Source organism: Calothrix sp. NIES-2100, assembly GCF_963875285.1.
In the GTDB taxonomy this organism is placed as follows: Bacteria; Cyanobacteriota; Cyanobacteriia; order Cyanobacteriales; family Nostocaceae; genus Aulosira.
Genome location: NZ_CAWNLA010000001.1, coordinates 1,468,656 through 1,483,470, shown reverse-complemented (window position 1 = coordinate 1,483,470; position 14,815 = coordinate 1,468,656). Strand labels below are relative to the sequence as shown.

The 14,815-nt window shown below is 37.1% G+C and carries 14 protein-coding genes and 1 pseudogene; 3 read left to right on the top strand and 12 right to left on the bottom strand.

The features are described 5' to 3' along the window. Positions 1-97: 97 nt before the first annotated feature. From AACU32_RS06275 to AACU32_RS06250, 6 genes are all read right to left on the bottom strand, one after another. Positions 98-838 (bottom strand): hypothetical protein, encoded by a 741-nt coding sequence (locus AACU32_RS06275; protein ID WP_096598817.1) that lies wholly within the window; start codon positions 836-838, stop codon positions 98-100. Positions 839-1,674: 836 nt separating this feature from the next. Further along, entirely contained in the window at positions 1,675-3,162 is a 1,488-nt protein-coding gene (locus AACU32_RS06270) for a tryptophan halogenase family protein (RefSeq protein WP_096598816.1), read from the bottom strand. Between the two features lie 710 nt (positions 3,163-3,872). Beyond that, entirely contained in the window at positions 3,873-4,085 is a 213-nt protein-coding gene (locus tag AACU32_RS06265; protein WP_096598815.1) for a hypothetical protein, read from the bottom strand. 338 nt (positions 4,086-4,423) lie between these two features. Beyond that, complete coding sequence (locus tag AACU32_RS06260) at positions 4,424-5,185, bottom strand: class II aldolase/adducin family protein (protein ID WP_096598814.1); 762 nt, start codon at positions 5,183-5,185, stop codon at positions 4,424-4,426. A gap of 17 nt (positions 5,186-5,202) precedes the next feature. Continuing rightward, positions 5,203-5,856 (bottom strand): cysteine dioxygenase family protein, encoded by a 654-nt coding sequence (locus AACU32_RS06255; RefSeq protein WP_096598813.1) that lies wholly within the window; start codon positions 5,854-5,856, stop codon positions 5,203-5,205. A 136-nt stretch (positions 5,857-5,992) separates the two neighbouring features. Continuing rightward, positions 5,993-6,343 (bottom strand): hypothetical protein, encoded by a 351-nt coding sequence (locus AACU32_RS06250; protein WP_096598812.1) that lies wholly within the window; start codon positions 6,341-6,343, stop codon positions 5,993-5,995. Between the two features lie 1,057 nt (positions 6,344-7,400). Here AACU32_RS06250 and AACU32_RS06245 point away from each other — a divergent pair. From AACU32_RS06245 to AACU32_RS40640, 3 genes are all read left to right on the top strand, one after another. After that, positions 7,401-8,750: an oligosaccharide flippase family protein gene (locus tag AACU32_RS06245; RefSeq protein WP_096598811.1), complete on the top strand. Its 1,350-nt coding sequence runs from the start codon at positions 7,401-7,403 to the stop codon at positions 8,748-8,750. 167 nt (positions 8,751-8,917) lie between these two features. Continuing rightward, a complete protein-coding gene (locus AACU32_RS06240; RefSeq protein WP_445223165.1) occupies positions 8,918-10,006 on the top strand; it encodes an O-acetylhomoserine aminocarboxypropyltransferase/cysteine synthase family protein in 1,089 nt (362 codons plus the stop codon). A 3-nt stretch (positions 10,007-10,009) separates the two neighbouring features. Next, on the top strand, positions 10,010-10,273 hold the full coding sequence (locus AACU32_RS40640; protein ID WP_445223164.1) for a hypothetical protein: 264 nt from the start codon (positions 10,010-10,012) through the stop codon (positions 10,271-10,273). A 211-nt stretch (positions 10,274-10,484) separates the two neighbouring features. Here AACU32_RS40640 and AACU32_RS06235 read toward each other — a convergent pair whose 3' ends face one another. From AACU32_RS06235 to AACU32_RS06210, 6 genes and pseudogenes are all read right to left on the bottom strand, one after another. Next, on the bottom strand, positions 10,485-11,339 hold the full coding sequence (locus tag AACU32_RS06235) for a MetQ/NlpA family ABC transporter substrate-binding protein (protein ID WP_096598810.1): 855 nt from the start codon (positions 11,337-11,339) through the stop codon (positions 10,485-10,487). A gap of 86 nt (positions 11,340-11,425) precedes the next feature. Further along, entirely contained in the window at positions 11,426-12,082 is a 657-nt protein-coding gene (locus AACU32_RS06230; RefSeq protein ID WP_096598809.1) for a methionine ABC transporter permease, read from the bottom strand. After that, positions 12,082-13,059: a methionine ABC transporter ATP-binding protein gene (locus tag AACU32_RS06225; protein ID WP_096598808.1), complete on the bottom strand. Its 978-nt coding sequence runs from the start codon at positions 13,057-13,059 to the stop codon at positions 12,082-12,084. Before AACU32_RS06225 ends, AACU32_RS06230 begins: the two co-directional genes overlap by 1 nt. Positions 13,060-13,163: 104 nt before the next feature. Then, positions 13,164-14,036, bottom strand: a pseudogene (locus AACU32_RS06220) (MetQ/NlpA family ABC transporter substrate-binding protein). Positions 14,037-14,115: 79 nt separating this feature from the next. After that, positions 14,116-14,277, bottom strand: coding sequence for a hypothetical protein (locus AACU32_RS06215; RefSeq protein WP_339377574.1), 162 nt, complete (start codon positions 14,275-14,277; stop codon positions 14,116-14,118). Beyond that, on the bottom strand, positions 14,238-14,723 hold the full coding sequence (locus tag AACU32_RS06210; RefSeq protein ID WP_096598802.1) for a hypothetical protein: 486 nt from the start codon (positions 14,721-14,723) through the stop codon (positions 14,238-14,240). Before AACU32_RS06210 ends, AACU32_RS06215 begins: the two co-directional genes overlap by 40 nt. Positions 14,724-14,815 lie beyond the last annotated feature (92 nt).

Here is a 14,815-nt window from a genome sequence, read left to right as displayed (position 1 = left end):
TTTATTGTTTGAAAGAACCAATTGCTGGATGATAGTTGATATAAATTTATATCATCCAGCTTTTTGTTTACCAAATTTTAACTGTGATTGAGATATTTTAAAGTTGCGGAACTAATATCTCAGTTGTGATTCTTTCTGGTGCATTTTGTATGAAAATTTCAGGTTGCAGAAATTTAGTATTGATAATTTCTACGTAATCCTTTAAATCTGTTTGCCAATTATCTATTAATTTATGGAGGGATTGTAGCTTTTCTTCTTTGCTGTTACCTGTCACAGCGTAGCTAAAATTCCCAGTGAATAAAACAATAGGAACAGTTTCCTGTTCAGTTACATAAAGTTTCCCTTCTGTAATTCCTAAGCTAAATTCACACCGATCTAGAGTAAATGCTAATTGAATTGTTGGTAGAACAGGTGCATTACCAACCTCTTGCCAAGCCGCAGGAGCTAGTAATGAATTCATGTAATCTTGCACTGTTTGATTACTACCTAACTGGGATTCCAGGATATAGCCTTTTAAATTTACCCCTATTGCTTGATATTCTACATTTGGTAGTGCTTTGATGTAGCTGTGAGTAATGCCTGGAGCTTGAATATCAGTAATTTCTTTATTAATTACCACTTCTAAAAAATTTAAAAGTTGTGGTTGAGCAACAATGCTCAAAGCATTGTTAAAGACTACTTGAGAAGCTTGCTTGCTTACAACTGGTTGTTGTGCCAGTTCCCAATCATCAGGGACAATTCCACTATATTTGAGAAAATCAGGAGTAAGAACACTAGGATTGTGGTTCTTGGTTGCAATAGCAATACCTACGTTCTGGAGTGTTAAAGTTCTGTTCATGACAATTTAGTTGAAATTTAAATCCATTCTGATATAAGACATATTTTTTGGTTAGAAAATATGTCTTATAAGAAATTACTTTTACAACAGAATATTCCTCACCCCATTGGGATGATACAGTAATATCTCGCTATAAGTGGATACAAGCTTTTTCTCCGCTGTACAGGCGTTAAGCGTTCAGATTATCATACTAAACAGCTATTTGCTTGTTACTCCTTATACGTGTTACACATGAGAATTACTGTTGGATATAAAAATAGCATGAATACATCTTTGAAAAAAATACTATTCATAAAAAATTTATAAACCAAAGCTAGATTTTTTGTGGCGGTTTCAAAATAACAAGGATTTATTTAAATAAATTCTTTAAGAAAAAAACATATATTTTTTTCTTTTTTTAGAGCGAAAATTTTTGATTATTTTATTTTAAAATTTAATTTTCTATTATCTAAAAATATATTCAGACATGATAATATTTCCAGCCTAGTTATTTTTTATAAAAATAAAAATCTATATAACTTAACACAGAAATTTGATATGAAGATTAATCAATATAGATTACGCTAGAAAAAAATTTATAAAGTAGCATTTTTACTTATTACTACTGCTCAAAGCATGGTATTTTTATGCCAAAGTTAACACAGGTAATTAAACCCACTCAAACAAAAAAATAACAGTCAACTCTTCGACAGTCTGTAGGGGCGGGTTTACCGAGATTCGGGTTATAAAAGCGAAGATACTTGTAAACCCACCCGTACCGCAGTCAACAGTCAACAGTCAATAGTCAACAGTCAACTAACCTCATCAATGATGATGTGATTTAAAGGTGTAACAACCTACCAAATGTTCTCCAAAATATGAAATGCTTCTTGAGGACTTAAAGAGCCTTCTAGGTTTTTATGTAATATTTGACGATATTGCAGCCATTCTGAGCTTTCTCTCTCAGTTAGAGGCTTTAAGTGTTTTACTGGCAGTTGTTGTCCGCATAACATAGTTAAATAACCATCTATTTCAAAAATGCTAGATTTAGGGATTAAATGAGCGATCGCTCGACAAACCCCACTATCTTGATAAAGATCTACAAGATTTTGCATAGATCCCAAATCAGTTTTTTCTTGACAATACTTCCAAAAAGGGGTATCTAACTTACGGTTAAACTTAAAATGCAGGGTTAAAAAGTCACAAATCTCATCCCATAAATCAGCAATATACTGATTGGTAGCGTCGATTAACTTGGGAGATGGACGAAGATTGCTATCTTGTAAAGCTAGCACTACTCGCCAAATAGTTTCAACAATCATGTGCTGGCCTGTAGATTCTAAAGGTTCTACAAATCCAGAAGCGTTACCAATTGCAACTACATTATTAACCCAAAACCTTCTATATCTCCCTGACTTAAAGGATATTTTTCTTAAGTCATCAGTTGCGTAAGGAGTAAGGCTCAAATATTCTTGAATAGCTTCGTCTTGATTACAGAAACTAGAAGAGTAGACATATCCAAAGCTGACTCGTTCTCTTAAATCGATTCGCCAACGCCAACCAGAATTCATAGTTGTTGCAGTTGTAAACGGAAAAATTGGAGTTTGGCGCTTCCAGTTTCCGACTATTGCAGAGTCACAAAAAAGGCGATCGCTAAAAGATATATATTCTGACTTTAATACTCCCCGAAGAAGTTGTGATTTAAATCCAGAACAATCTATAAATAAATCTGCCTCAATTTTTAAATCATCTTCACAACACAAATGTTGAATATTTCCCTGCTCATCTAATTTAGCATCAAGAACTTCTATTTCTTGAATATCAACCCCCAAAGATGATGCTTTTGTACTCAAATAATTTATAAATTCATAAACATCTATATGATATCCAAAGCCATCAGCAAGTATTTTAATATTTCCTTGACCATCATGTAATAATGGTGAATGTTGCCTATCCATGAGGATTGAATATCTACTAGCTTGCCTCATGTCATGCATACAATAAAATCCGGGAGTTTTACTTAAGGATTTTGAATCATATCTAAATTGCCGATCAAATGTGTAGTTAAAATGAGAAATATCGGGAACTCCCCATTCAAATTTAATCCCCAATTTCCACACTGGCCAAATTGATTTATAAAATTCTTCCTGGGAAATATTAAGGTGTTCATGTAAAAATTGAGGAAACCAAGCTGTTGTAGACTCACCTACACCTATTGCTGCGTGCTTTCGACTATATATCAGTAAGATCTCAAGCTGAGGAAAAAAGTGTTTTAATGTCACTGCTGACAACAAGCCTGCACTACTTCCACCAACAATAGCAACTCGTTTGATATTAAGATTCATAGTTTATTTTTTAGAAATCTGGTTTTATATAAATTCTGCCAAAGGCTGAAAATCGGAACTACAGGAATATCAAAGATATGATGCGTTACTGAAGACCCTGTTATTGATGAAATGATAAAATAGTAGTTGATAGTAAGTCAAAGAACAAGCTAATAATAATTAGCCCTTATCTTTAATATTCAATAAAATTATTATTGTTAAATTAAAATTTAATTATATTATTTTAACCTTTTTATACTTTAATTTAACCTTATCTTATACTCATTATGGAGCAAAAATATAAAATTTTAAAATAAGCAGATTATTTAAACGATGGTGTGTGCCTTGTAAAGACAAGCGTAATGGAGGAGTGTCATAAGTATTACTTATTAACCTTGATTTTCCAACACTTTCAGCCTTGTTCACAATATTTACACCCATTTTACACCCAATAAACTTTGGCGATTTAGTTTTTGAGAATTGCGATCGCTTCAATAATGTGATAAGCTGTTCGTTATTTAGATCGGGTAAGGCTAAAACACTAAATCCTTATGCTGGAACTGTGACAGCAGTTCGGAGTACCCAATTTAAATGCATGACAGCTTATCTAGTGTGATTAATTTGGGAATATTGATACAAAGCCCAACATTGTTTGCTATTAGCTCAGTTGAATACCACCCAAAAAGTGGCTAAAGCAGTCTCCAAAACTTTATGATTGCTAAATAAAGCTTTCAAAATATACGTAGTTTCCAGGCTGAAATATGTTTTTTAAATTGTAATTTACCTATTCTATGGCATTTAGATTGTGGGTAAGGTAATTCCCAAATATCTCGCTGTATATGTTCTTGTTCTACTAATAACTGAATATCGGGTGGTAACTGGGAATATTGACCAAATGACCAAGGTTCACCATTCGACAATTCCTTTTCTATGCCATGAAACATAATGTTTACCTTGGTTATGAATAAGTTATGATTGCAGACGGTGATGTCAATTTATCAGCAACTTTTTGCTGAGATGCTCTCGCCTCTTGATACACAGATAGTAATTTTTGCGATCGCTCTCATTCTTACTGGGTATCTTTGTCAACAATGCTCTCATCAAAATTGCTCGTAGTTGCATAAGTTTTACATCATTGTTTGAGATTAAATTTCTGACATTTGAGTGATTTTTTACAACCAGCAAAGAAAATCTGCAATGTTTACAATGGATTGCACCTAAGCATTGGAATAAGGGAAGGGAGATAAATAATAAATGCCCAATGCCCAATTCCCTATACCCATTACTCCAACAAATCCGGTTCTTCGCGGACAATTCTGTTATAAAGTGGTTGGAAACTAAACCAGCCACCTGCATGAGTTCCAACTTGGCTATGGGTTAAAATAGCAATTTCATGATCAATAGAAATTGGTTTACCTGCTGCTTCAGCTAAAAGTTGTGCTTGAGCCGAGCGCTCAAATGTGATATACCACCAAGCAGCTTCATCTACTGTTCTTCCTACTGTCAAAAAGCCGTGATTGCGAAGAATGACAGCTTTTTTCTCTCCTAATGCTTCGGCAATTCTTTTACCTTCTGAAGTATCAAGAACTACACCTTTATAATCATCAAAAATGGTGTGGTCTTGATAAAAAGCACAAGCATCTTGAGTTAAAGGGTCAAGTAAACGACCTAAACTTGACCAAGATTTCCCATGTAGAGAATGGGCGTGTGCGGCTGCAATGACATCAGGTCGGGCTTCATGTACTTGAGAATGAATAGCAAAGGCGGCGCGATTGACAGCCGCATCTCCTTTAACTACTTCGCCTTCTCTATCAACCAAAATTAAATCGGAAACACGGATATGGCCGAAGTAAGTTCCTAGAGGATTTACCCAAAAATGGTCAGTAAATTCTGGGTCACGGGCGGTAATATGGCCTGCGATTCCTTCACTGAAACCAAAACGTCCAAATAGGCGAAATGCTGCCGCTAGGCGTTGCTTGCGGTAAAGGCGTTCATCTTCGACTTTTGCAAAAACTGGTGGTTGGGGTCTATCAAATCTCGGCATAGTCTTCCGGTTGTTCTTTATGAATTTTCTCTGTAAGGTGCATTGGAATATCCAGAACGAAAAGACTTAACGCTTTCTGCTTCTGGGTGATAGTGGTGTCGCAAAATATTACCAGTATCATTTCCCTTTACATGAATGGAGATAGAGGGAGTAAATACTGTTGTCGCTTTGACTGAATGAATATCTCCATCTGGCGGTAACAGACGATAAATATCACCACTTTTTACTTTATAAGTACCGAGGTTTTGTAACTGCGCCCGTCCTGCAACATCACCCTTATCTAGGCGACGGTAAACAGTTTCTTCTTGTCTGCCTTTATACAAACCTACCAGTCCCCAAGATAAATGATCGTGAACAGGTGTAATTGAATTAGGCGGAATTACTAAACTAAAAATAGTTAGCGAACGATCCTGAGAACGATATAGCAACCATTCTCCAATACCACCGCCTAAACCGCTATGGTGATTAGGTTGGGCGAATTGTTCTGGTAACCAATCTTGTTTTTTTAGAAGTGTTGCAAAATGGGGTTCTAGGGTATTGAGAGTTTCTTGGCGATCGCCTGCTGTGTGTGAGAGAATTTGTTTTGCGATCGCCACAAACTCACCTAAGTCAGGACTATCAATAAACCATTCGTCTGTGGCTAAGGATTCAAGAATAGTTGTGTGAGTCATAAAATTCCAGATTTGAGATTTAACTGTTGGGATTCAGACTTACGCATTGGGCATTGGGCATTGGGCATTGGGCATTGGGCATTGGGCATTGGGCATTTGTCCTCCTTGTCCCCCTTGTCCCCCTCATCTCCCTTCCCTACCTCGTTGCTAACAGTGTGGCACATCGGTCAAAAGGGCCAGTCCATTCAACTTTAATATTTTGCGTTGTTAGCTGCTTTTCTAGGTCGCCGCGCTGACGGGAAATAGGAATAATCCCGCCTTTTTGGTATCCCAAGCGAACTAAATTATTTTTTTCGGAATTTTTTTCGGAATTTTGATTGTTACTCACAACCTGTGAGGCAGAATTGGAGTTAGCTGGCGGATTCACAGCCGTTTTTTGACTGCAACCAGTAACCATCAAACTCAGATATGCAACAGCAAGTAAAAAACTCCGGGTAGAATACGCTTGTTTATAGCGAAAGTAATGCTCTTGTAAATAATTCACCACAATTTATTCCTTCATCTCAATTGTTGAGAGTTGAAGCAGCAGCCGTATTTGTTTAATTTGAGAGGTGAAACCATTAATCTACGTAAAATCGATATATATATCGTAGATTAAAATTAAGCATACCATCTTTTTGCTTGACTATATAATCTCAAGCCCAGATTTTTTTGAGTTCAGGCATTGCCATGAGCAGAAATCTTATATATAAAGGTTTTTGTGAGTTGGTATTGCCTGGGTATGCAGTATTATGGTTAGCGGGTGAATCAAACTAGCGTTGCTGGTGAATCAATATTGGCGCACAAATTTTACCTGTATTTCACCTACCTTTTTTGCAGAATCAGGGTTGGCGAAATAAGTATATTTTACAAATATTAAAAAAATATGTAGTTTTTTCAATATCTATTTTTTTTTGATTCCTGCTTCAATGTGCTTGAACGAAAAATTTTATACTCTTTTAAGATGACGAGAGAAAAAACATAAATTTTCCTCTCACATCATCGTTCAGATAGGAAAATTTTGAATGGTAAAAGGCAGATGTAAATAATGTTTTTACAAGTCAATATCTCAAGATTAGGTATCCCAATCGATCCCAGGTTAATACTCAGTACGCATCACCTTAAAAGGGGGTCGGAAATATTGAGGTTTGACGTTGGCTAACTTGAAAATAGGGGCTAGGGACTAGGGAATAGGGGCTAGGAAAGAGAGATTTTCATATTTGGTTGTGAGATTTTCTCGTGAGGGGCTAGAACGAAATTCAACCCAACTAAGTAATGATTGAATTCCCTAATGTTGACTGTTGACTGTTGACTGTTAACAGCCCTGATAATTAGTTATGCAATTTAGACGGGCGTTAGCTTATCTCTGGTTATACCTATACCTGAGTTGTTATCAATTAATAATTCTCCCAATAATCAAATTAGAGAAAACGTGCATTTTCTCTAATTTACTCTGCAATATAAAAAGTCAAAGCTTGTCTAAGTTACATCAGACTCAATCTTGAGCTATCGCCTCTCAGTTTTTCAATTATTAACAATTCTCCTCATGTGTTGAGGTGGTAATTATGACAAACTTGTCAGTTTCGCAAAGGTCAGGAAGCATTCAATTAGCTGAACTGGCTAAAGACACTATTGTGGCTTTAATCATTCAAGTGACTGGTTTAGTTTTGATATATCTCCTGCAAATATTTCTGGCGCAGTGGATGGGAAGAACTGAATATGGCATTTATGAATATGTCATGTCTTGGTCATTATTATTAGCAGTTCCCGCAGAATTAGGTTTACCTACTACGGTTTTGCGTTTGCTTCCTGAATACCGAGTTAAGCAGGAATGGGGACGTTTACAAGGTTTAGTTCGTGGTTGTTGGTTACTCGTATTTTCCAACAGTTTACTGTTAATTATCTGCGCTACAGGGACAATTTTAGTTATTAATTATTACCATAGTTTTGTCTATGCAACTCCGCTACTGTTGGGGATGGGATTAGTATTACTACAGAGTTTGGCTAGGTTCCAACAAGAAACAGGAAGGGCGATGGAGGATATTCTTGTAGCCTTTATTCCATCGCAAATTATTTGGCCTGTTTTGGTGCTGGCTGGTGGCTTTGTATTTATGCAAACCCAGGATGATTTGACTAGCATACCAATGATTGCGATCGCCTCCGGTATGTTTATCGTGATTGTTGTCGTGCAACTATACTTATTGTGGAAGAAATTACACAGTAACTTTGAAGCAGCAACGCCAGTTTATGCTTACCGTGAGTGGTTAAATATCGCGGTGATTTTGTTAATTCAACAAGCATCTTTTGGGATTTTAAGCCAAACAGATACAGTGATGATTGGTTCATTTATCGGCCCGGAAGCTGCTGGTATTTACAACGCAGCAGTAAAAACAGCCGCATGGACAAGTTTTGTTTTACAAATTGTAAATATGGTAGCTGCACCTGTATTTACAACTTTGTACACTAAAGGCGATATCCCAGAGTTACAAAAGGTGGTTTCTTGCGTAACTAATTGGATTTTCTGGCCGACTGTCGCCATGACATTGTTACTAATGACCTTTACTCAACCGATTCTCAATCTATTTGGTGCAGGTTTTGTTGAAGCGAGTTTGTCCCTGAAAATTCTGATTATGGGACAAATGGTAAATGCTTTATGTGGTTCAGTGGGAATTTTGATGATTATGACTGGTCATCAAAATAAATCTTTACCTGTAATTGTTGCTAGTGCCTTACTGAATATAGTCTTGAATGCGATATTAATTCCCATATTTAATATTACTGGAGCAGCGATCGCAACAAGTTTCACCATGATTGTCTGGAATATTTGGTTAGGTGCTTTGGTTGTTAAATATGTTGGCGTGCGTCCATCAGTTTTTTACACTCTGTTTGCTAGAGAAAATGAATCCATAACCTAAATGTGATGAAACAATAACTCTGTAAAGATTTGTAAGGGAAAAGGTTATTTCCCTTTTCCTTTTTGCTTGCACCTATGGCGTAGGCTGATAAAATACTATAAGTCGATAGACTTGCTGTATATTGATGGTGCTACTACTAAAAAATATATTTGATGCAGTAATTGTCTATGTCTGAAAAATATCGCTTTGAAACTTTGCAAGTCCATGCTGGACAGGAACCAGCACCAGGAACAAATGCGCGTGCTGTCCCAATTTATCAGACAACATCATACACTTTTGACGATGCGGAGCATGGGGCGCGGTTGTTTGCGTTGCAAGAATTTGGCAACATTTACACGCGAATCATGAATCCGACAACGGATGTATTTGAAAAGCGAATCGCAGCGTTAGAGGGAGGTGTCGCCGCATTAGCGACTTCTAGCGGACAAGCTGCACAATTTTTAGCTATAAGCACGATCGCCCAAGCAGGGGATAATATTGTTTCTACCAGTTTTTTATATGGTGGCACTTATAATCAATTCAAAGTCGCTTTACCACGCTTAGGGATAAATGTCAAATTTGTCGAAGGCGATGATGTAGAAAACTTCCGTCAGGCGATCGACGATCGCACAAAAGCATTGTATGTTGAAACTATTGGTAATCCTCAATTCAACATTCCTGACTTTGCAGCCTTAGCCCATATTGCTCACGAAAACGGCATTCCCCTAATTGTTGATAATACCTTTGGTGCAGGTGGATATTTAGCGCGGCCAATTGAACATGGTGCAGATATTGTAGTCGAATCTGCAACTAAGTGGATTGGTGGTCATGGTACTTCTATTGGCGGGGTAATTGTCGATTCCGGTAAATTTAACTGGGGTAATGGCAAATTTCCCATTTTTACTGAACCATCTCCCGGATATCATGGGCTGAATTTTCAAGAAGTGTTTGGTGTCGGTAGTCCTTTTGGGAATATTGCTTTCATTATCCGCGCCAGAGTAGAAGGGTTAAGAGATTTCGGCCCCTCTTTGAGTCCATTTAACGCCTTTTTATTATTACAAGGGTTAGAAACTCTCTCATTACGTGTAGATCGCCATGTCAGCAATGCTTTAGAATTAGCCCAGTGGTTAGAACAGCAACCACAAGTTGCCTGGGTTAATTATCCCGGACTTCACCATCATCCTTATCATCAGCGAGCGAAAAAATATCTGAGAAACGGCTTTGGCGCAGTCTTAAACTTTGGGATTAAAGGCGGATTAGAAGCTGGTAAAACTTAAGCGATGGATAGTCATGATATCGCTCAAGGTAAAGACTATGAATCTGTTTTACAAAGTATTAAACAACCTACTTTAGTTGTCGCCATTGATTCTGACATTCTTTATCCGCCAATAGAACAACAAGAATTAGCAAATTTTATTCCTAATGCTCAACTAGTTTGCTTAAAATCAACCTATGGACACGATGCATTTTTAGTTGATACAGAAACACTTAACGAATTTATAATTAACTTTCGCCAATCTACAGCAAACCTAAATCATTTGTGAAATTTACAAACTCTCAGTTTTTTTCTCTTATCCTTGGCGTACTTGGCGTACTTGGCGGTTCATTAAAAAAAGATTTTCACAACTCAGATAGGATTGCTATGTGTCCGTTGCTATAAATATTAATTGATTTTTTCTCTCTGCGTTCTCTGCGCCTCTGCGGTTGAAAATTTATTAAACCACTCCAGACGCAGAGGGCACAGAGGAAAGAGGGTTAAAAAACGGGTATTAATCTACCTTTATATTCTTTATTGATAAAATCTCTGACTTGGGGATTAACAAGGAGATTATTTAACTTTTGAATCTTCTGTTCATTTTCTCGCCCTTGTAATGTGACTAAAGCAAGAGCATATTTTTTATCCTTAGCAGTTTCCGAACCCATAGAATTAGGTTCTATCCCCGCTAAAGCAACAGTTTGAGCCGAAGAAACAATGAAATCTACATCATTAATCGCTCGGACAACTTGGACACCTTCTACTTCTTTAATTTTCAAACTTTTAGGATTAGCTGCAATATCTCTTTGCGTCACAAATTCGCCAATATTATCTTTTAACTTAATTAAACCATTGGCTGCTAATAATCTCAATCCTCTATCATTATTAATTACATCATTAGCAATAGTCACAGTCGCATTCTGGGGAATTTCATTCATTGACTTGAGATTTTTAGAAAAAAGCCCCAGAGTATTGAGATAAATTGTATTCAACGGCACCAAATTAATTTTCAGTTCCTTCGCAGCATTATTCATAAAAGGTTTATGCTGAAAGAAATTAGCATCAATTACCTTATCTCTTAATGCTGTATTAGGCTGTATCCAGTCATTAAATTTCACTACCTCAATTTTTAACTTTTCTTGAGGCGCGAGATTCTTGTTAATAAATTTCAAAATATCTTCCGAAACTATTCCCGTAACCCCGATTTTAATTGTCTCCTCTTCTTCAGCTTTAGCGACAGTTCCAGAAATTCGGCTACAACCTGCAAAAAGAAGTGAAGTGGTAAATGCACTTCCTGCTGTCAGGAAGAAACGGCGACTAGTTTTTGAGAAGGGAAGTAAATGCTGCTTCTTCATAAACAAATTTCACTTTGAAAATTAATTAAAATCTCACGCAGAGAAGTTAGCAAAGTATCTCTTTTATCTACTTTGCGTTAAAAAAATTATTTTTTCCGCAACTGTCGTGCTAACAAATCACCCAAAAACTGAATAATCTGCACCAACAAAATCAGCACAATAATTGTGGCAAACATGACTCCCACATCAAACCGTTGATAGCCATATTGAATAGCTAAATTACCCAAACCACCGCCACCAACAGCCCCAGCCATTGCGGAAGAATTCAAGAGACTCACAATTAAAATTGTCACCCCCAAAATAATCGAAGGTAAAGCCTCCGGAATCAAAACTTTCAACACAATTTGCCAATAGTCGCAACCCATTGCTTCTGCTGCTTCTATTAACCCTTTATCTACTTCGAGAATACTAGTTTCCGCAATCCGCCCAAAAAAGGGAATCGCTGCAAGAGTTAGGGGAACAAGTGCGGCGGTACTACCGATAGAAGTGCCAACAATTAATCGTGTTAAAGGCGTAAGAACTACAAGTAAAATAATAAATGGAAAAGAACGCCCAGTATTAACTATTGCACTTAATATTTTGTTAAGCTTGGGAGCATAGAGAACATTACCAGGGCTAGTCATTACTAACAATAAACCTACAGGTAAACCCAAAAATATCGCCACAACGGCGGAGACTCCCACCATGTAAAAAGTCTCCTGACTTGCAAGCAATAAACTGTTAATTAATTCCCATCCTTGCATTAATGCACCTCAACAGCATATTCTGAATTATGTAAGTATTCCAAAGCTTGCTTTACCTTAATTCCTGCAAGTTCAACTTGAAATTGACCGACACGGCGATCGCCTACAGTTTCTACGCTACCATTGAGGATATTCACATCAATATCAAAACGGCGCGTCAAGGTAGTAAATATAGAATTTCTCGCACTTTCATCAGCAAATGCGACTGTTGCTAAAACTGTCCCAGGACGAGGTATATAGTTATGAGAACGGGGAAAAAACTCTCTAGCTAATAAAGAATCCGGTTGTGCTGCTAAATCGCTAACGCTACCTTGTTCTACAACCTTACCAGCATGGAGTATCGCCACGCTATCACAGATTTGTTTAACTACACCCATTTCATGAGTAATCAGCAAAATTGTTAGTCCCATGCGTTTATTCAAGTCACGCAATAGTTCTAAAATTGAGCGTGTAGTTTGGGGATCGAGGGCTGATGTTGCTTCATCGGAAAGTAATACATTTGGTTCTCCCGCTAAGGCACGCGCAATTCCCACCCGTTGCTTTTGTCCCCCAGAAAGTTGTGCGGGGTAAGCATTGGCTTTACCTTCTAAACCCACTAACGAAAGTAATTCTTCAACTTTAGCTTTGCGTCGCAATTTACTATAACCAATCACTTCTAATGGGAAAGCAATATTTTCAGCTACAGTTCTACAACTGAGTAAATTAAAATGTTGAAAAATCATTCCTATACGCTGGCGTGCTTGACGCAAAGCCGTACCACTAAGAGATGTTATTTCTTGTCCATTAACTCTTACATAACCAGATGTAGGTTTTTCTAATTGATTAACGCAGCGAATTAAGGTACTTTTACCAGCACCACTTTGTCCTAATACGCCAAATATTTCACCTGCTTTAACGTGTAGATTTACACCATCTAAAGCTACTATTTTATGTTCGCCTTGGTGGTAGATTTTGCGAATATCAATAAACTCTATCATTTACAAACTTCTCCATAAATAAAAGTTAAATTCTTCTACTCTTTGCGCCTTGGCGTCTTTGCGTGATACGAACCGCTAAGGCGCGAAGGGCGCAAAGGAAGAAATTAAGGAATAGGAAGTACTGCGCCTTGATATTTTTCTCTAATAAATTGCTTTACTTTGTCATCGCGGAGCAATTTATGAAGTTTTTGAATTCTCGGATCGTTTTCCTTTCCTGCTAATGTAGTTACAGTCACCGCATAAAGTGGATTTTGCGCTGACTCTAATGCTAAAGCATCTTTATCTGTTTTCATCCCAGATTGCACAACCCAATTACCTGTAATTCCCGCTAAATCCACATCAGGAAGAGTGGGTATTGCTTGCGCTCCAGGTATTTCTTTAATCTGTAGGTTTTTCGGGTTCTCAATAATATCTTTGGGGCTAGCAGGTTGGGCGTTTGCTTTGAGTTTAATTAGCTTTGCTTTTTCTAATACTTTTAAAGCGCGATGAGCATTGCTAATATCATCAGGAATTGTCACTAAAGCTTTATTAGGAACCTCCGCCAGAGATTTATATTTTTTAGAAAATATTCCTACAGGGTTTAAATGTATCTGGGGAGTAAAAGCGTACATTTGGAGATTTTTGCGCTTTCAATAATCCTCCATATAGGGAATATGTTGGAAGTAATTAGCATCGATTTGTCCATCTTTTAACGCAGTATTATTCTGCACTGGATCGTTAAAAGTGACAATTTCAATATCTAATCCTGCTTCTGGTGCAAGATTTTTTTTCACAAATTCCAAAATCTCACCAGCCGGAACTGGTGAAACTCCGACTTTGATTTTCTCTTTTGCTCCTGTTGCAACTGTATTTGCAGCCGTGGTGGCTGTAGGACTATTTGTGGTGTTAGCAGCATTATTTTGCGGTGAACTACAACTAGTGACTGTAGCTATAAAAGATGCAGTTGCTATCACAAAAAACCGACGTTTAATATTCATGCGATCGCCTTTTTTTAAACTTGACAAAATCCCACTTTCATGAATAGATAAATCCTAACACAAATGACTAATGACAAACTCACCATTTCTGATCGGGAACCCAGTTATAATTTTTGTCTTTCACATCTATCTTTTTCGGAATAATCTTTACTTCATAGAAGGTATCCGCCATTCTTTGTAACCCTGAAAGTACTTCATCGGTTACAGGTAAGACACTGCGATCGCCTCCTCGCTTTTCCACAATTTCCATTGTTGGTTCGTCAATTTTGTAGAGTTTAGAGCTTGTGCAAATACGCTTCCTGTACCGCCGCCACCACCAAACACAATACTACCGACACCCATACCTTCTAAAAGTGGTGCAGTAGAAGAAAATTCGTTCCATGTCACAGATATACCTTGAGGTTGTAAGCGCTTTTCTAAACTTCCCTGTGCTTTCACAATATTTAAAAGTGCCATCCCTTTTTGATGACCCATTTTTAACACTGTTAACTGGCTTTTCTGCGGTTCTTGTTTTGCCGCATTAGCAGAATCTGTAGATTTATTTGGGGTACAAGATGCGAGGGTAAGACTCAATCCAAAACCAATAATAAAAAAGAGAATAAAATTGTTGATATTTTGTTTATAAACTGGTTGTAATATTCTCTCGTTTATCCAAGAAAATAAATTATTTGTAAGTTCGCTGAACATAGGTACTCCTTAGCATTATGATTGTTTGGAAAAAGTTAAAATATTGTTTGGGCTAAAAATTTAATGTCAAATACAATATTTAGTATCGATAA